The sequence below is a fragment of the Aeromonas sp. FDAARGOS 1417 genome (assembly GCF_019046985.1).
GTDB lineage: Bacteria > Pseudomonadota > Gammaproteobacteria > Enterobacterales > Aeromonadaceae > Aeromonas > Aeromonas veronii.
The window spans coordinates 1,708,850-1,726,680 of sequence record NZ_CP077221.1 but is presented as its reverse complement, the minus strand read 5'-3'; the positions used below and the strand labels follow the sequence as shown (position 1 = coordinate 1,726,680).

Genomic DNA, 17,831 nt, shown 5'->3' with positions numbered 1-17,831 from the left:
AGAAAAACAACAATGGCAGTCAAGGTATTAGTTGTCGACGATTCGAGCTTCTTTCGCCGTCGGGTGAGCGAGATCATCAATCAGGATCCCATGCTGACGGTGATTGATACGGCCCAGAATGGACGTGAGGCGGTGGACAAGGCGATGTCGCTGCGCCCTGATGTGATCACCATGGACATCGAAATGCCCGTGATGGATGGCATCAGTGCGGTGCGCGAGATCATGGCCAAGTGCCCAACCCCCATTCTGATGTTCTCCTCCCTGACCCATGAAGGGGCCAAGGCTACGCTTGATGCGCTGGACGCCGGTGCCCTCGACTTCTTGCCCAAGAAGTTTGAGGACATTGCCAGAGACAAAGATGAAGCGGTCAGACTATTGCAACAGCGGGTAAAGGAGATCTCTCGCAAGCGCTTCCTGATGACATCCGCTGCTCGCCCCAAGGCACCTGAACCGGTTGCTCGTACTCCTCTGGGCAGCACTGCGCCCAGAACTTCAGATCGTCAGCCTGACCTGCAACGTACTGTGCCAAGTGCTTCATTCAAGCGCAGTGGCAAGAGTTATCAGTTGGTGGCAATCGGTACTTCTACCGGCGGACCTGTTGCTTTGCAAAATGTGCTGACCAAGTTGCCGGGGGATTTTCCCCATCCCATCCTGCTTATCCAGCATATGCCAGCCACGTTTACTGCCGCATTTGCTGCCCGTCTCAACGGGTTATGTCAGATTGGCGTCAAGGAAGCGGAAGATGGCGATGTGCTTAAACCAGGGCATGCCTACCTTGCTCCCGGTGGCAAACAGATGCTGCTGGAAGGTCGTGGTGCAGGGGCTCGCATTCGCATCGTGGATGGCAACGACAAGGTAAATTACAAGCCTTGTGTGGACATCACCTTTGCCTCTGCGGCCAAAACCTATGCCGACAAGGTACTGGCGATTGTGCTGACCGGTATGGGCGCAGATGGCCGTGATGGCGCCAGACTGCTGAAAGAGCAGGGATCAACCATCTGGGCTCAGGATGAGGCTTCCTGCGTGGTATATGGTATGCCCCAAGCAGTAGCCAAAGCGGGGATTGCCAGCGAATCACTCCCTCTGGACAAGGTGGCCCAGCGTATTCTGGTTGAGTTGGGGCGCTAATCATGGGCTTGCTCGGTCTGCTCCTGGCATTGGGGGCTATTGCCATTGCCCAACTGTGGCATGGCGGCTCCCTGTTGACGCTGGTGGACGGGCCTGCTTTTCTGATCGTGCTGGGTGGTACCGTTGGTGCTGTCACGTTGCAGACTCCTGCCAAGTACATTCTGCTGGCGTTGCGCCAGCTGTTATGGATTTTTACCCCTCCCCACCAAGATCTCGCGGCGCAGGCCGAACGGTTGCAGTCATGGGCCGTCTTTGCGCGCCAGCAAGGGCTGCTGGCCCTTGAAAATCAGGCCGAGCAGGAGGAAGACAACTTTACTCGCCAAGGGCTTGGCATGATTGTCGATGGGGTCTCCACGGAGGATATTCGCATGTTGCTCGAAGCCGATATCGATATCGAGCAGGAGCGTAATGAACATGCCGCCAGGGTATTTGAAGCCATGGGGGGGTACAGTCCGACCATCGGGATCATCGGTGCCGTGCTGGGCCTGATCCAGGCCATGTTTCATCTCGAAGACCCATCAGCACTGGGAGCTGGGATCGCAGTGGCATTTGTGGCAACCATCTATGGAGTGGGGTTTGCCAACCTCATCTACCTGCCTATCGCCAACAGGCTACGCGCATTTCACTATCACTATGCACTCTTTCAGGAGATGACCCTGGAAGGGCTGCTGGCTATCGCCCATGGTGAAAACGGCTTGCAGGTTGAACGCCGGCTCAGGGCCTATTTGAAAGGAGAGTAGCCATGCGCAAGCGCTATCGGTTGCACTTGCAGGGTCGCGAGCATCTTGACCGCTGGCTGGTCTCCTATGCCGATTATATGACGCTGATCTTTGCCTTGTTCGTGGTGCTCTACTCTGTTGCACTGGTGAATAAGGACAAGTATCGCGCGGTGATTGATGGTATGAGCCAGGCGTTCAGTGTCATGCAGTCTGGCGGCAATGGCTTGCTTGAAGGGCAGGGTAATTCCCTGCTGGATAACCCGGTATCTGCCTCTCCATCATTGCTGGAAAGCCCAGCATCCCCCTCTCCTTCACTTGCTCCTATTTCTGGTGTGCCAGTGCTGCAAGATGGCGCGACACTTGCAAAACTCGATATGCAGTTGCAACAGAGCATGGGCTCGCTGGTAGATGCCGGTATCGTCAAACTGACGCAAGATGAGAACTGGCTGACGGTTGAACTCAGTTCCGGCTTGTTGTTTGGTAGCGGCAGTGCCTTTTTGGGACCAAACGCTGCACCGGTCATTAATACTCTTTCAAGTATTCTCAAACCGGTCGATAACTATGTAAGGGTTCGGGGTTATACCGATAACCAACAGATAAATAATGAAATTTATCGTTCTAACTGGGCGCTTTCTGCTGCTCGGGCCGAAGCGGTACTCAATGGTTTGATTGCCGATGGGATCGCCCCCCAGCGTCTGGCGTTCGAGGCATATGGCGAGTTTTCCCCCTTTGCTGACAACGGCAGCGAGCAGGGCAGACTGCAGAATCGCAAGGTTGTGGTCGCTATCTCCAAGTTTGCCTGGGTGCCGCCAGCACCTGTGGTTGCAACGCCTACGGTAGTTGCTGAACCGGTTCCTGCTGTACAACAGGCGGTGGATGCAGGAGAGATAAAGGTGATCGCCTTGCCCGGTGGTGGCATACGCATAACAACAAGGCAGGATTGATACAGTGATTGTTTGGACGGTTGCCAACCAGAAAGGTGGTGTGGGTAAAACCACCACAGTGGTCTCGCTTGCGGGGATCCTGGCCCAGCGTGGCCAGCGGGTGCTGTTGATTGATACCGACCCCCATGCTTCGCTGACTGCATATCTTGATTTTGATTCAGATCGCCTGGATGGAACCCTCTATGAGTTGTTTCAAGCTGTCAAACCGACAGCCGAGCTTGTCAATAAACTGACGCTCAAGACCAAGTTCGAAAATATCAACTTACTGCCAGCATCTATTACCTTGGCGACCCTTGATCGGGTGATGGGCAATCGTGAGGGGATGGGACTGGTACTGAAGCGGGCACTGCTGCGCATTCAGGATCAATATGATTACGTGCTGATCGATTGCCCGCCAGTGCTGGGGGTGATGATGGTCAACGCGCTGGCTGCCTGCGATCGCATTCTGGTGCCTGTCCAGACCGAATTTCTGGCCCTCAAGGGGTTGGAGCGGATGATGAAAACATTCGAGATCATGCAGCGTTCCAAGCGTGACAAGTTCCGTTATACAGTGATCCCGACCATGTTCGACAAGCGCACCCGTGCTTCTTTGATGACCTTGAAATCGATCAAGGATCAATATGGGGATTCGGTGTGGAACGCGGTGATCCCTATTGATACCAAGTTTCGGGATGCAAGCTTGCTGCATATCCCCCCGTCTATCTATTCTCCCGGGAGTCGTGGAACCTATGCATATGAAACGCTGCTCAATCATCTTGATGCCCTTGAGCGGCAACGGGTTCATGAGGTGACGGCATGAGAGATACCATTCAAGTTCGGGCGATGGATGACTATTTCCACTCCCTGCTGCTCGATGAGCCACTGGTGCTGGATGAGGTGGAAGAGGTTCAATCTGCCCCTGTTTTACAGTTGCAACGTCAGCCTCAAAGCGTCCCTGAGGTAGTCGCCGCACCTTACCTTGAAAGCGATCCACGGCTTGCCCAGCTCGGTGAGCTATTGGCTCAGGTGGGACAAGTCCAGTTTGAGAATGACGCCTTCACCCAGGAAGCGACTCTCACCGCACCGCTGGAGATTGTGGCAGAGGAATCACTGCTGCCGGTGGAGCCAGAGTGGCCTGCGGAGGTGCTGCTCCCCGAGGTTGCAGAGCCCCATACTACTATCCTGACCGAGACGGCGCTGGAGGTTGCTCCGGTAGAGGCCAGTGAACCGGTCGCCTGGGAAAATATCGATACCGGTAAAGAGTTTCAGGCCCTTTTCTTTGAAGTCGCGGGCGTGACGTTTGCGGTGCCGTTGACCGAGCTGGGTGGTATTCATCAGCTGGGCGAGATCACCTCCCTGTTTGGCCAGCCTGGCTGGTACAAGGGGATCATGACCTCTCGCGAGCAGAAGATGAATGTGGTCGATACTGCCCAGTGGGTCATGCCGGGTCAGCATCTCGAGATGGATGATTACAAGTATCTGATTATGCTTGGTGAATCACCGTGGGGATTAGCCTGCCATCATCTCAAAGGGACTGAATTGTTACACCGTGACCAAGTGAAATGGCGCCATCAGGAGGGCAAGCGCCCCTGGTTGGCTGGCATGGTCAAAGAAAAAATGTGTGCCCTGTTACACGTCCGCGAACTGCTCCTGTTGCTGGAGCGTGGGGTTAACATAGAAGGTCGCTGATAACTTCTGCAATCGAGCTGTTTTATTGCTAGTTTTAGCAGTAGACGTTTTCATAAAAGGAATAAAAACATGACAGAAAAGCGCAATATTGCACAGAATCTGGCCGAAGATGAAGTGCTGCAATGGGTAACCTTCCAACTGGAGAACGAAACCTATGGCATCAATGTGATGCAGGTTCAGGAGGTGTTGCGCTACACCGAAATTGCACCGGTGCCGGGTGCGCCTGAGTACGTACTGGGGATCATCAACCTGCGTGGCAATGTGGTGACTGTCATCGATACCCGTTCCCGCTTCGGTCTGCCTTCCGGTGATGTGAGTGAAAACTCCCGGATTGTGATCATCGAGGCCGAGAAGCAGGTGATCGGCATCATGGTCGACAGCGTGGCTGAGGTGGTTTATCTGCGTTCTTCCGAAATCGATGCGGCACCTGCGGTCGGTACTGAAGAGAGCGCCAAGTTTATTCAGGGGGTGAGCAACCGCGATGGGCAACTGCTGATCCTGGTTGACTTGAACAAGCTGCTCTCCGATGAAGAGTGGGAAGATATCGGTTCCCTCTGATAAATAAGGTGATGTTTTGATAATCGAGATGGTTGCCTTGGGGATGTCCCTGATTGCCTTGGCGTTTGCCTCTTATATCTGGTTCAAGAGCAAGCGCAGCAAGCAGGAGTCCGAGGCCAGTGTGGCAACGCTGCAAGGTCAGTTGGAAAGCTTGCGCAAGCAGATGATGGAGCTCCATACCGGTGCCATTGGCATGGGGCAGCGTCTGCAGTCGGTGGAAGGGGCGATGCAGCAGGTCAATGAGCGCCAGCAAGAACTGACCATGCAGGATCCCGAACGCAGGCTTTACAGCCGAGCGGCAAAGATGGTCGAACTGGGCGCCGATCTTGATGAAGTCATGAGTGAGTGCGAGTTGCCAAAGGCAGAGGCAGAGCTCTTGATATCGTTGCGAAAAGGTCGCTCTTGATGATTCAGGAAGGCAATTGCCTTCCTGAATTTTATGGCGTGCAGCCGCTTGTCCCCCAGCTGCGTTGAGCAGGCGGTTTCTACCGTATTTTCTTTGTGATCCCGGTCGCCAGTCAGTTCAATTGTTGCATCTTTGAAAAGACGTATTCCAATACTGTGTTAAGATGCAGACCGCTTCATTTTCTCTGAAAAAATCCCCATGCTGCTTCAAGTTAACAATCTGAGCTGCGTGCGCGAAGATCGCACTCTGTTTGAACACCTCTCTTTCTCTGTTGCGCCCGGCGATCTGGTGCAAATTGAAGGGCCCAACGGGGTTGGCAAGACCAGCCTGTTGCGATTGTTGACCGGGCTGTCGCAGCCATTTGCCGGTGAAGTGTGCTGGAATGGGGAGAATATTCGTCACTGTCGCGATGAGTATCATGCCAATCTGCTCTATCTCGGTCACCAGCCCGGTGTCAAAGCGGCGCTGACCCCTTTTGAAAACCTGAAGTTCTACCAGCAGTTACATCACCCGCAGCAAACAGAGACTGACTTGTGGCAGATATTGGCCAGGGTAGGGCTGGCCGGATTTGAAGAGAACCCGACCGGGCAACTCTCTGCTGGCCAGCAACGCCGGGTGGCTCTGGCCAGACTCTGGCTGTCACAGAAACCGGCACTCTGGATCCTCGATGAGCCCTTTACCGCCATCGACAAGCAAGGGGTCAAGGTGCTCGAACAGCTCTTTCTGGCCCACGCCGAGCGGGGCGGCATGGTGATCCTAACCACTCATCAGGATCTGACCCTGATGCAGGGACGGCTGAAGACTATCTCGTTGACCCCCTTCGCCTCGACATTGCAGGAGTAACGCCATGTTGCGCGCTGTTATGCACCTTATTCACCGTGAACTGCTGATGGCTCTGCGCCAGCGTTCCGATATTTTCAATCCGCTCTGGTTTTTCCTCATCGTCATCACCCTGTTTCCGTTAGGGATTGGCCCGGAGCCCAAGCTGCTGGCCCGTATTGCACCGGGGATCATCTGGGTGGCGGCGCTATTGGCGGCCATGCTGTCGCTGGAGCGACTGTTTCGCGACGACTTTGCCGATGGCGCGCTGGAGCAGATGATGCTGATGCCGCACCCGCTGGGCTTGCTGGCGCTGGCGAAAGTGGTCGCTCACTGGCTGCTGACCGGCTTGCCGCTGCTGCTGATCTCTCCCTTGCTGGCGATTTTGCTGTCGCTGGATATGAACACCTATCTGGCTGTCGTCTCGACGCTGGCACTTGGCACTCCGGTATTGAGTCTGCTCGGCGCGGTCGGGGTCGCGTTGACGGTGGGATTGCGCAAAGGCGGGGTGCTGCTTAGTCTGCTGATCCTGCCGCTCTATATTCCGGTACTGATTTTTGCCACCTCAGCCATCGATGCCGCGGGGATGAGCTTGCCCTATGGCGGGCAGCTTGCCATTCTGGCCGCCATGCTGGTGGGGGCTTTGACACTGACGCCGCTGGCTGTGTCGGCGGCGTTGCGGGTCAGCCTCAACTGATGGCCGTGAGCTGAACCGGATTTGGCTCCGAACGGAGTCTTTTTGCAAAAAATAATGTTGCGATGGATCAAGGAGAGTGCCGCTTATTGCTTTCGGGGTATTTGATGCTGCCCTGCGGTCGGTATGGTAGGCCTCGCCAAACGATTAATAACAAAAAGGTTTTGTGAGCTATGTGGAAATGGTTGCACCCTTATGCCAAACCGGAGCGTGCCTATCAGCTGGCAGGCACGCTGTTGCCCTGGTTTGCGGTGATTAGTCTGCTCTCGTTTGTGATCGGTACTGTCTGGGGCCTCGCGTTTGCGCCAGCGGATTACCAGCAGGGAGATTCGTTCCGGATCATCTATATCCACGTGCCTTCCGCCATTCTCTCCATGGGGGCCTACTCCACCATGGCGGTGGCCGCCTTTATCGGCCTGGTGTGGCAATTGCGGATGGCTGACATGACGGTTGCTGCCATTGCGCCGGTCGGTGCCGTATTTACCTTTATTGCCCTCTTTACCGGTGCCGCCTGGGGCAAACCCATGTGGGGAACCTGGTGGGTGTGGGATGCGCGGCTCACCTCTGAGCTGATCCTGCTGTTTCTCTACCTCGGCGTGATTGCCCTCTACAACGCCTTCAGCGACAAGGTGGTCGCTGGCCGTGCGGCCGGCATTCTGGCACTGGTTGGGGTGATCAACCTGCCCATCATTCACTACTCGGTGGAGTGGTGGAATACCCTGCATCAGGGGGCCACCATCACCAAATTTGACAAACCCTCCATTTCACCCGAGATGCTTTGGCCGCTGCTGATCATGATCCTGGCGTTTGCCGCGTTTCTCGGTGCCCTGACCCTGATGCGTTTTCGCAATGAACTCCTGATGCGGGAGTGGCATCGCCCCTGGGTCAAAGAGATTGCAGAGCAGGAGAAGTAAGCATGCACTTTGCCTCTTTCAGTGATTTTATGGCGATGGGCGGTTACGCCTTCTATGTCTGGCTCTCATTTGGCCTGACGCTGGTGTGTCTGGTCGGCATCATCATTTCTACCCGCATGAAAACCCGCAGCCTGCTCGGTGAGTTGCGCAGCAAACAGGCGCGTGAGGCCCGTCGCAAGGCGGCCCAGCAGATGGAGAACACCCTATGAATCCGAGACGCAAAAAACGCCTCACCATCATTCTGGCCATTACCCTGGGTCTGGCGACCGTCAGCGGGCTGGTTCTCTACGCCCTCAGTCAGAATATCGACCTCTTCTACACCCCGAGCGAGCTGGTGGAGGGGAAGGGGCCGGACAAGATCAAACCGGAAGAGGGGCAGCGCCTGCGCATCGGTGGGTTGGTCGTGCCGGGGTCGGTACAGCGGGATCCCCAGAGCCTCAAGGTTGCCTTCAAGCTGGTGGATAACGGCGGTCATCTGGTGAAGGTAGAGTTTGACGGCATCCTGCCGGATCTCTTCCGTGAAGGGCAGGGGATTGTTGCCCAGGGCACCCTCAAGGATGCCACGACCGTAGAGGCGTTCGAGGTGCTGGCCAAGCACGATGAGAACTACATGCCGCCGGAAGTGGCCGATGCCACTAACGGCATGCACTTCAAGCCGGAGTATACCGAGGCGCAGTTGAAGGGAGCCAAGCAGTGATCCCTGTGGTGTTTGCCTTTTCCGCTTTGCCTGCCGTGCGTGGTGCGGCTGTTGTCACCGTTCAATTGAAAGGAATGCCTTCATGATCCCGGAATTAGGTCAGTTTGCGCTGATCCTGGCCTTTGCCACCGCCCTGCTGCTGGGCAGCTACCCGCTGCTAGGCGCCAGTTGGGGGCGTCTTGGCATGATGTCGGCGGCCCGTCCGCTCGCCTATGCTCAGTTTTTGTTGCTGCTGCTGTCGTTTCTCTGCCTGACCTGGGCCTTTATCGATAACGACTTCACCGTGCAGTATGTGGCCACTAACTCCAACAGCCTGCTGCCGCTCGCCTATCGCATCTCGGCGGTGTGGGGCGCCCACGAAGGCTCCCTGCTGCTGTGGGTACTGACCTTAGGGGGCTGGACTGCGGCGGTAGCCATGTTCAGCCGCCGTCTGCCGCTCGATGCTGTCGCGCGGGTACTCGGCGTGCTGGGTCTGATCTCGGTTGGCTTCACCGCCTTCGTGCTGTTCACCTCCGATCCCTTCACCCGCACCTTGCCCTATTTCCCGGTAGATGGTCGTGACCTCAATCCGCTGCTGCAGGATCCGGGTCTTATCTTCCATCCGCCGATGCTCTACATGGGTTATGTGGGCTTCTCGGTGGCGTTTGCCTTCGCCATTGCCTCGCTGATGACCGGCCGTCTCGATGCGACCTGGGCTCGCTGGTCGCGCCCCTGGACCATGGCTGCCTGGGTATTCCTGACCCTCGGCATAGTGCTCGGCTCCTGGTGGGCCTACTACGAGCTCGGTTGGGGCGGCTGGTGGTTCTGGGATCCGGTAGAAAACGCCTCCTTCATGCCCTGGCTGGCGGGTACCGCTCTGCTGCACTCGCTGGCGGTGAGCGAGAAGCGCGCCACCTTCAAGGCGTGGACCGTGCTGCTGGCCCTGTCAGCCTTCTCGTTGAGCCTGCTGGGTACCTTCCTTGTGCGCTCCGGCGTGCTGGTGTCGGTCCATGCGTTTGCCTCCGATCCGACCCGCGGTCTGTTTATTCTCGGCTTCCTGCTGGCGGTGATCGGTTCATCCTTGCTGCTGTTTGCCTTTAAAGGCTCGCAGGTGAAGAGCCACGGCAAACACGAGCTGTGGAGCCGCGAGACCCTGCTGCTTTGCAACAACATCATGCTGGTGGCGGGTCTGCTGACCGTGCTGCTCGGTACCTTGCTGCCGCTGGTGCACAAGGAGCTGGGGCTGGGGAGCATCTCTATCGGTACCCCCTTCTTCAACCACATCTACAGCTGGCTGATCATCCCGTTTGCTCTGCTGCTGGGGGTTGGCCCGCTGTTTCGCTGGCGTCGTCAGGAGCTGGGGGAACTCAAAAGCAAGGTGGTCGTGGCACTGGTGCTGAGTCTGGCCGCAGCCTTGCTGTTGCCGCTGCTCTTTGCCGAAACCTTCAAGCCGTGGGCGGCGGTAGGGATTGGTCTGGGGGCCTGGATCATCGTCACCAGCGTGCAGGAGACCTGGGCGCGGGCTACCCACAAGCACAGCTTTGCAGTCGGTGTGCGCAAGCTTGGCAACAGCCACTGGGCCATGATCCTCGGCCATGTGGGGCTGGCAGTCAGCATCATAGGTATCGCCTGCACCCAGAATTACAGCATCGAGAAGGATCTGCGGATGCAGGCGGGTGATCGGGTGCACTTTGCCGATTACGAGTTCGTCTTTGCCGGGATCAAGGAGAAGAACGGCCCCAACTACGATGGCTTTAAGGGCGTGCTGGAAGTGCACAAGAATGGCAAGCAGGTCGCCCTGCTCAAGCCCGAGAAGCGGATGTACAAGGTGACCCGGATGCCGATGACCGAAGCGGCCATCGATGCCGGTATCACCCGCGATCTCTATGCGGCGCTGGGGGAACAGCTCGACAACGGTGCCTGGGCGGTGCGGATCTACTACAAGCCGTTCGTGCGCTGGATCTGGTTCGGCGGCGTCTTTATGGCTATTGGTGGCGTGCTGGCGATGCTCGACAAGCGTTACCGTTTCGGCCGTCGTGAGGAGGAGGCCAAGGCATGAACAAAAAGACCTGGTTGTTTTTAATCCCCTTTATCGTCTTTTTGCTGGGGGCTGTGTTCCTGTTCAAAGGGCTCTACTCCGATCCCACCAAGCTTGAGTCCGTGATGGTGGGCAAAGAGGTGCCGGTGTTCAATCTGCAGGACATTTACGATCTGAACAAACAGCACGATCGCAGTATCCTGACCGGTCGCCCCATGCTGCTCAACGTCTGGGCCACCTGGTGCCCGACCTGCTATGGCGAGCATACCTACCTCAAACAGCTGGCGGGGCAGGGTATTCCCATCATCGGCATGAACTACAAGGATGAGCGCGACAAGGCGATCAAGTGGCTGGCGGAGCTGGGTAACCCCTATCAGGTCAACCTCTATGATCCGGACGGCATGCTGGGGCTGGATCTCGGGGTATACGGCGCGCCGGAGACCTTCTTTATCGACAGCAAGGGGATCATCCGGTATCGCCACGTGGGGGATATTAACCCCGAGAACTGGGCGTCGACCCTCAAACCCATCTTTGATGCCATGAAGTGAGGGGAGTCCTGATGAGAGTATTTATTGCTTCCCTGCTGCTGTTGCTGGGATGGGTGGTGCAAGCGCCGGCCATGGCCGCTATCGATGTCTACACCTTCGACAACGACAATCAGGAGCAGGTCTTTCGCGAACTGACCAAGGAGCTGCGTTGCCCCAAGTGCCAGAACCAGGATATCGCCGACTCCAATGCGGGGCTGGCCAAGGACTTGCGCGACAAGACCTACCAGATGGTGCGCGAGGGTAAGGATAAAGAGGAGATAGTGGATTACATGGTGGCCCGCTACGGCAACTTTATCCTCTATAACCCACCCCTGATGGCCTCCACCCTGATCCTCTGGCTCGGCCCGCTGCTGGTGATCCTGATCGGTGGCGCCGTGGTCGTGATGCGCAGCCGCCGGCCCCCTGCGGTGAAAAAACAACTGGATAACGCCTTGAGCGAGGAGGAGCAGCGCCGACTGGCCGAGCTGCTCAAAGAGGAAGAGAAACAATGACCGCTTTTTGGATAGTTATTGCGGGCTTGCTGGTGCTGGTGAGTCTGGCGCTCGTCGTGCCGCTGTGGCGTGGTGAAGGCAAACAGAGCATCAGTCGCTCGGCGCTCAACAAACAGCTCTATCGCCAGCGGCTGCTGGAGATTGGCGAAGAGCGCGAGCAGGGTGTCCTGGCTGAGGAGTCCGACTCGCTGGTCGAGCTGCAACGAAGTCTCTTGGATGATATCCCTGATGTGGAGCAGACTGCCCGCAGTGGCAAGAGTCTGATCTGGATTCCGGGTGTGCTGGTGCTGTTGGTGGTGAGTCTGGGGCTCTACTACAAGTTGGGCTCCTGGCAAGAGGTGAGTCGCTGGCAAGATGCCAGCAGCCGTCTTGGCGAGCTGAGCAACCGCATTCTGGTGGAACGCGATGCCCAGGTGACCGAGCAGGATCTGCTGGATTTCACGCTGGCACTGCGTACCCGCCTCAAGGATGAACCGAACGACTACCGCGGCTGGCTGCTGCTGGGACGCTTGGCGCTGGATGGCAATGATCCCGAGATGGCCAGCGAGGCGCTGGAGCGGGCCTACACGCTGGCTCCCCAGAAGTCGCTGGTGGCGGTGCCTTATGCGCAGGCGCTGATGATGACGGGGGATGAGGCGCAAGCGGATGTCCTGTTGCAGGCTGCTATCGCGCAGGATCCGGACAATATCGAAGCGCGTTCCGTCTATGCCTTTATGGCGCTGCAAAAAGAGGACTTCCAGACCGCGCTGGCTCGCTGGCAGGCGATGTTGCCACTTATGGAGAAAGGTACCCCCCGTTACGTGATGGTCGAGCGCTCCATGGAGTATGCCCGCGCGCAGCTCAAGCAGCGCGGCATCGAGGTGACGAATTCAGGCGTAGCCAAAGCGGGCGCAGTTGAGGGACAGCCGCTGGCGATGAAGGAGGGGGAATTCCCCATCCACGTCACGTTGGCGGCGGGCATTCAGATGCCGGAAGATGCCCATCTCTTCGTCTTTGCCGTGGTGCCCAACGGGCCGCCCATGCCCATCGCCGTGAAGCGTATCGCAGGGCCAACCTTGCCTGTTACCCTGTCGCTCGGGGATGGCGATGCCATGATGGAAGGCAGCAAACTGGCGGCCTATCCGGAGCTGCAGTTCAAGGCACGTCTCTCGCGCGGTGGCAATGTGATGAACAAGGAAGGAGCCTTCGAAGGAGTATCCGTGTCGGTCAAGACGGCCGAGATCCCTGCTGCTCCGATTGACATCCGCATCGATCACGCCCTCTAATATGCCTTTGGATAACCCGGCCCCTGGATAGGGGCCGGGTTATCTATACTTCTGATAAATCAAAATAAAACGTCAGGACAATCATATGTATCTTCGTTCAGGGGCCACACTGGCAGCCCTCTTGCTGGCTGGCTGTGCCGGTGGCCCACCCAAGCCTGGCCCAGAGAGTCTGGATCTCAATCCCGGCATGAATAATCCGGGTGCCACCAGTACGGCGGCCGATCCGCGCGATCCCTTCCAGGGGGCCAACCGGGCCATGTGGGCGGTCAACTATGATGTGCTGGAGCCCTATGTGGCACGTCCTGTGGTACATGCCTATGCCCGCTACATTCCGGTAGGGGTGAAGGATGGCATTGCCAACTTTGTTGCCAACTTTGATGAGCCAAGCAGCATGGTGAACCATCTGATCACCGGTGATTTGAAAGGGGCAGGCACCAACCTGGGGCGCTTTACCCTCAACACCACGGTCGGTCTGCTGGGTATCTTCGATGTGGCCAAACATGCCGGCCTCGAGCGCAACAAGCTGGAGATGGATACCGTGCTGGGCAGGGCCGATATCGGTAATGGTGCCTACATCATGGTGCCTGTCTACGGCCCGACTACCACCCGGGAGCTGGTTGGTGATGCGATTGACAGCTTCTACTTCCCCTATGCCCTGTTAACCTTCCCGATGAAGGTTGCACACTGGGCACTGGATGGCTTGGGCACACGTGCCAAGCTGATCGATCAGGAGCGGATCATCGACAACTCCCTCGATCCTTATGCGCTGACCAAGGACTTCTACCTGCAATATAACCAGGGCAAGGTGACGGGCAAGCAGACCGAGCTGAAAGCGTCTCAGCAAGAGCAGGCTGACGACGCCAATCTGGATGAATACATGGACGAGCTGGACCAGTAAGCGGGTCATCTCGATATGTAAAAGGCGCCTGCGGGCGCCTTATTCATTTACGCAGCCATCTCGAGATAAAAAAACGCCCCGCAGTGCGGGGCGTTTTGGCAAGCGAGGCTGATTAGGCAGCCAGATTCTTGGCCACGAATTCCCAGTTAACCAGAGCCCAGAAGGTTTCCATGTACTTCGGACGCAGGTTGCGGAAGTCGATGTAGTAGGCGTGCTCCCACAGGTCAACGGTCAGCAGCGGGGTGGTACCGGCTTCAGTCAGCGGGCAACCGGCGTTGGAGGTGTTGACGATAGCCAGAGAGCCGTCAGCTTTCTTCACCAGCCAAGTCCAGCTGGAACCGAAGTTGCCGATGGCTGATTTGGTGAAGGCATCTTTGAACTCGGCGAAGGAGCCGAATGCCTTGTTGATGGCCTCAGCCAGGGCGCCAGTCGGCTCGCCACCGCCATTCGGGGAGAGGCAGTGCCAGTAGAAGGTGTGGTTCCAGATCTGGGCGGCGTTGTTGAAGATGCCGCCGTTGGAGGTCTTGATGATCTCTTCCAGAGACTTGCCTTCAAACTCGGTACCCGGCACCAGATTGTTCAGGTTGACCACGTAGGTGTTGTGGTGCTTGCCGTGGTGATATTCCAGAGTTTCCTGGGAGATGTGCGGTTCCAGAGCGTTGATTGCATAGGGCAGAGCGGGAAGTTCGAATGCCATTTTCTACTCTCCATTGGCTGGACCGTGCGAAGGCGACGGTTGCAAGACATTGCGTACTCTTTTCTATATTTGAAAAGAGTTGTTTTTAAAATGATGGGGCTGGGTAGCCCAAAGCCAAGGGATTGTAGCAGTATCAAAGATGGCCTAACAACTCTTGATTGGCGCCATGATCGCGATCAATCCTGTGTGGGTTCTTTGCGCAATTCGAGCCGGTTCACCCCTTTGTCAGTTTGTGCTCGGGCAAGATTGCAGTAGAATGGCCGCCGAAATCGCTCTAGTGAGGCACCTATGGAAACTATTGAAAAGATTAAGCAGCAGCTGGCTGACAACCCCATCATCATCTACATGAAGGGCTCCCCCAAGCTACCCAGCTGTGGCTTCTCTGCCCAGGCTTCCCAGGCTCTGATGTCCTGCGGCGAGCCGTTTGCCTACGTTGATATCCTGCAAAATCCGGATATCCGCGCCGAATTGCCAAAATTCGCCAACTGGCCGACCTTCCCCCAACTGTGGGTTGAAGGTGAGCTGATCGGTGGCTGTGACATCATGATCGAGATGTTCCAGGCTGGCGAGTTGCAGGCTCTGATCAAAGAGACTGCTGCCAAGTACAAGAAAGATGATGCTGCAGCCGAGTAATCGGTTCTGTGTTGTCGAGAGGGAGCCTTATAGGCTCCCTTTTTTATTGTCCCGGTTCTGGCAGGCAAGCAACTGATTGCCGGTTGCAAAAAGCAACGCAATTGCCCTGAAAAATCTAATCTTTATGGCTTTGTTTTGGAGTTGTTAATTATATTCTTTGCCAATATATGATTACTTTTTTTAATCCATTTGGATTCAAGTGTTGCTGCCATCACATTTTTTGATAATTTCACCGTAACGCAGTCTCTTTGTAGATTTTTTTGTGTTTATGCTCACATTAATTGCAAGTGATAGAACCTAGTATCGCTTCGCCCTGTGAAATAAAACCCTACAAATTAATAAATAAAAAGAGATTTGCGATGAAGATGTATAGCAATCTGCCCATTGGTCTTCATGATATTACTGAAGCCAAAAAAAGACTGACCAATCATATATACAAGACCGCGCAACTACCCTCTAACTACATCAGCGAACGTTGCCATGGCGAGGTTTACCTCAAGCTTGAAAACATGCAACGTACAGGCTCTTTTAAAATTCGTGGTGCCTTTAACAAACTCAGTTCATTAAGTTTGGAAGACCGACAAAAAGGTGTTGTCGCCTGCTCGGCGGGCAATCATGCCCAAGGTGTATCACTCTCCAGTGCTATGCTGGGAATTGATGCCAAGGTGGTCATGCCTTGCTGTGCCCCCAAATCAAAAATTGCTGCAACCAGTGACTATTCAGCCAAAGTGATCCTCCATGGAAATAGCTTCAATGACACCATTGCCAAAGTCAGCGAAATCGTGGAGATGGAAGACCGCGTATTTATCCCCCCCTTCGACGATGCAAAAGTGATTGCCGGCCAGGGCACCATTGGCCTGGAAATTATCGAAGATTTGTATGATGTCGATAACATCATAGTGCCGATCGGTGGCGGTGGTTTGATTGCCGGTGTTGCCATGGCTATCAAATCTATTAATCCGACCATCAAGGTGATTGGTGTGCAATCCGAGAATGTGCACGGTATGGCGGCCTCTTTCTATGCCGGTACCATGACCAATCACAGAACCAGCAGCACGCTGGCCGATGGCTGTGATGTGGCAAGACCCGGTTCACTGACCTTCGAAATCGTCAAACAATTGGTGGATGATATTGTACTGGTCACCGAGGATGATATTCGTCATAGCATGGTTGACCTTATTCAGCGCAACAAGGTGATTACCGAAGGGGCGGGAGCTCTGGCTTCGGCAGCGCTGCTCAGTGGCAAGCTGAAACATTATGTCGAAGGTAAAAAGACCGTCAGCATTATTTCGGGTGGCAATATTGATCTGACCCGGATCGCCGAAATTATCGAACAGAACAATATTCGTCAATTTAGCCTGTAAGGAATGCAGTCATGATATTAGACAGTGTTGTCACCGGCAGTAAAGAGAATACGCGTGCATGGCGTAAATCGGATACCACATGGGGATTAGGTCTGTTCGGTACTGCTATCGGGGCGGGGGTCTTGTTCTTTCCAATCCGGGCCGGATATGGTGGCCTGATCCCAATATTAATCATGCTGGTGCTGGCTTACCCCATTGCATTTTATTGCCACAGGGCGTTGGCCAGATTATGTCTTTCTGGCAGTAATCCATCGGCAAATATTACCGAGACCGTTGAAGAACATTTTGGCAAGATGGGTGGAGTGGTAATTACCTTCCTCTATTTCTTTGCCATCTGCCCACTGCTGTGGATATATGGTGTGACGATCACCAATACCTTTATGGCATTTTGGGAGCATCAACTACAGTTGGTTCCGCTTAATCGAGGTGTGGTTGCACTGGCATTGTTGATGTTGATGGCATTCGTGATCTACTTCGGTAAAGATCTGATGGTCAAGGTGATGAGCTATCTGGTCTTTCCCTTTATTGCCAGTCTGATCGTTATCTCTCTCTCCCTCGTTCCGTACTGGAACAGTGCCGTCTTTGATCAGGTCAATCTGAGCGAGATATCGATGTTTGGTCACGATGGTATTCTGGTCACCGTCTGGCTGGGGATCTCCATCATGGTCTTCTCCTTCAACTTCTCGCCGATTGTCTCTTCTTTCATTGTCTCCAAACGGGAAGAGTATGAGCAGGAGTTCGGTCGTGATTTTACCGAAAAGCGCTGCTCGAAGATTATCTCCGGTGCCAGCATGCTGATGGTGGCCGTGGTGATGTTCTTTGCCTTCAGCTGCCTCTTTACCCTGTCACCGCAAAATATGGCGGAAGCCAAAGCCCAGAATATTCCGGTGCTCTCCTATCTGGCCAACCACTTCTCCTCAATGACGGGCAGCAAGTCTGCGTTTGCCACCACCCTGGAGTATGCGGCGTCCATTATCGCGCTGGTTGCTATCTTCAAATCCTTCTTCGGTCACTATCTGGGGACGCTGGAAGGGTTGAACGGCCTGATCCTCCGCTTTGGCTATCAAGGGGACAAGAACAGGGTCTCTTTGAAAAAGCTGAACATGATCAGTATGTTGTTCATCATGGGCTCCACCTGGCTGGTCGCCTATGTCAACCCCAACATACTTGACCTGATTGAGGCAATGGGGGCGCCAATCATCGCTTCCCTGCTCTGTCTGCTACCGATGTATGCGGTGAGCAAGACACCGGCACTTGCAAAATATAAAGGGCAGGCCAGCAACCTGTTTGTCACCATCATAGGTGTGCTGACCATCCTGAATATAGTTTCCAAGCTGTTCTGAAAACCTTTTCTGCAAGTCATCAGCCATT

The 17,831-nt window shown here is 55.4% G+C and carries 21 protein-coding genes; 20 read left to right on the top strand and 1 reads right to left on the bottom strand.

All coding sequences use genetic code 11. The features are described from left to right. The first annotated feature begins 12 nt into the window (after nt 1-12). The 17 genes from I6L47_RS07700 (at nt 13) to I6L47_RS07620 (ending at nt 13,766) form a co-directional block, all read left to right on the top strand. Nucleotides 13-1,128, top strand: coding sequence for a chemotaxis response regulator protein-glutamate methylesterase (locus tag I6L47_RS07700; protein WP_216949033.1), 1,116 nt, complete (start codon nt 13-15; stop codon nt 1,126-1,128). Nucleotides 1,129-1,130: 2 nt separating this feature from the next. Then, nucleotides 1,131-1,868 carry a flagellar motor protein gene (locus I6L47_RS07695; RefSeq protein ID WP_019444726.1) on the top strand — a complete coding sequence of 246 codons (738 nt, stop codon included), beginning with the start codon at nt 1,131-1,133 and terminating at the stop codon, nt 1,866-1,868. Nucleotides 1,869-1,870: 2 nt separating this feature from the next. Continuing rightward, nucleotides 1,871-2,791, top strand: a complete 921-nt coding sequence (locus I6L47_RS07690) for a flagellar motor protein MotB (RefSeq protein WP_103251226.1) — start codon at nt 1,871-1,873, stop codon at nt 2,789-2,791. Nucleotides 2,792-2,795: 4 nt separating this feature from the next. After that, nucleotides 2,796-3,590: a ParA family protein gene (locus I6L47_RS07685; RefSeq protein WP_005334696.1), complete on the top strand. Its 795-nt coding sequence runs from the start codon at nt 2,796-2,798 to the stop codon at nt 3,588-3,590. After that, complete coding sequence (locus I6L47_RS07680; RefSeq protein ID WP_201949988.1) at nt 3,587-4,459, top strand: chemotaxis protein CheW; 873 nt, start codon at nt 3,587-3,589, stop codon at nt 4,457-4,459. The genes I6L47_RS07685 and I6L47_RS07680 overlap by 4 nt, the downstream gene beginning before the upstream one ends. A 69-nt stretch (nt 4,460-4,528) precedes the next feature. After that, complete coding sequence (locus tag I6L47_RS07675; RefSeq protein WP_005298836.1) at nt 4,529-5,017, top strand: chemotaxis protein CheW; 489 nt, start codon at nt 4,529-4,531, stop codon at nt 5,015-5,017. Between the two features lie 28 nt (nt 5,018-5,045). Continuing rightward, nucleotides 5,046-5,423, top strand: coding sequence for a DUF2802 domain-containing protein (locus I6L47_RS07670; RefSeq protein ID WP_005334692.1), 378 nt, complete (start codon nt 5,046-5,048; stop codon nt 5,421-5,423). A 198-nt stretch (nt 5,424-5,621) separates the two neighbouring features. Continuing rightward, nucleotides 5,622-6,266: a cytochrome c biogenesis heme-transporting ATPase CcmA gene (gene ccmA, locus I6L47_RS07665; protein ID WP_005353659.1), complete on the top strand. Its 645-nt coding sequence runs from the start codon at nt 5,622-5,624 to the stop codon at nt 6,264-6,266. Between the two features lie 4 nt (nt 6,267-6,270). Beyond that, nucleotides 6,271-6,939, top strand: a complete 669-nt coding sequence (ccmB, locus tag I6L47_RS07660) for a heme exporter protein CcmB (protein WP_216949032.1) — start codon at nt 6,271-6,273, stop codon at nt 6,937-6,939. 170 nt (nt 6,940-7,109) lie between these two features. Further along, a complete protein-coding gene (locus I6L47_RS07655) occupies nt 7,110-7,850 on the top strand; it encodes a heme ABC transporter permease (RefSeq protein WP_005334687.1) in 741 nt (246 codons plus the stop codon). Nucleotides 7,851-7,852: 2 nt separating this feature from the next. Beyond that, nucleotides 7,853-8,059, top strand: a complete 207-nt coding sequence (gene ccmD / locus I6L47_RS07650; RefSeq protein ID WP_019444732.1) for a heme exporter protein CcmD — start codon at nt 7,853-7,855, stop codon at nt 8,057-8,059. Continuing rightward, on the top strand, nt 8,056-8,547 hold the full coding sequence (gene ccmE / locus I6L47_RS07645) for a cytochrome c maturation protein CcmE (RefSeq protein ID WP_005334685.1): 492 nt from the start codon (nt 8,056-8,058) through the stop codon (nt 8,545-8,547). The genes ccmD and ccmE overlap by 4 nt, the downstream gene beginning before the upstream one ends. An 82-nt stretch (nt 8,548-8,629) precedes the next feature. Then, the gene (locus tag I6L47_RS07640; protein WP_139708777.1) at nt 8,630-10,585 is read left to right on the top strand and encodes a heme lyase CcmF/NrfE family subunit; all 1,956 of its coding nucleotides are present in this window, start codon (nt 8,630-8,632) and stop codon (nt 10,583-10,585) included. Beyond that, nucleotides 10,582-11,112: a DsbE family thiol:disulfide interchange protein gene (locus I6L47_RS07635; protein WP_216949031.1), complete on the top strand. Its 531-nt coding sequence runs from the start codon at nt 10,582-10,584 to the stop codon at nt 11,110-11,112. Before I6L47_RS07640 ends, I6L47_RS07635 begins: the two co-directional genes overlap by 4 nt. Nucleotides 11,113-11,123: 11 nt before the next feature. Beyond that, the gene (locus I6L47_RS07630; protein ID WP_017788562.1) at nt 11,124-11,603 is read left to right on the top strand and encodes a cytochrome c-type biogenesis protein; all 480 of its coding nucleotides are present in this window, start codon (nt 11,124-11,126) and stop codon (nt 11,601-11,603) included. Continuing rightward, nucleotides 11,600-12,868 (top strand): c-type cytochrome biogenesis protein CcmI, encoded by a 1,269-nt coding sequence (ccmI, locus tag I6L47_RS07625; protein WP_150996472.1) that lies wholly within the window; start codon nt 11,600-11,602, stop codon nt 12,866-12,868. Before I6L47_RS07630 ends, ccmI begins: the two co-directional genes overlap by 4 nt. Nucleotides 12,869-12,953: 85 nt before the next feature. After that, on the top strand, nt 12,954-13,766 hold the full coding sequence (locus I6L47_RS07620; protein ID WP_216949030.1) for a VacJ family lipoprotein: 813 nt from the start codon (nt 12,954-12,956) through the stop codon (nt 13,764-13,766). A 112-nt stretch (nt 13,767-13,878) separates the two neighbouring features. On the opposite strand, the gene sodB is transcribed toward I6L47_RS07620, so the two are convergent. Further along, on the bottom strand, nt 13,879-14,463 hold the full coding sequence (gene sodB, locus I6L47_RS07615; protein WP_019444736.1) for a superoxide dismutase [Fe]: 585 nt from the start codon (nt 14,461-14,463) through the stop codon (nt 13,879-13,881). 288 nt (nt 14,464-14,751) lie between these two features. Between sodB and I6L47_RS07610 the strand changes: the two genes are divergently transcribed. From I6L47_RS07610 to tdcC, 3 genes are all read left to right on the top strand, one after another. Beyond that, nucleotides 14,752-15,096, top strand: a complete 345-nt coding sequence (locus I6L47_RS07610; protein WP_005353650.1) for a Grx4 family monothiol glutaredoxin — start codon at nt 14,752-14,754, stop codon at nt 15,094-15,096. A gap of 359 nt (nt 15,097-15,455) precedes the next feature. Next, nucleotides 15,456-16,460, top strand: a complete 1,005-nt coding sequence (gene tdcB / locus I6L47_RS07605; protein ID WP_043820948.1) for a bifunctional threonine ammonia-lyase/L-serine ammonia-lyase TdcB — start codon at nt 15,456-15,458, stop codon at nt 16,458-16,460. An 11-nt stretch (nt 16,461-16,471) separates the two neighbouring features. Then, entirely contained in the window at nt 16,472-17,803 is a 1,332-nt protein-coding gene (gene tdcC, locus I6L47_RS07600; protein WP_216949029.1) for a threonine/serine transporter TdcC, read from the top strand. Nucleotides 17,804-17,831 lie beyond the last annotated feature (28 nt).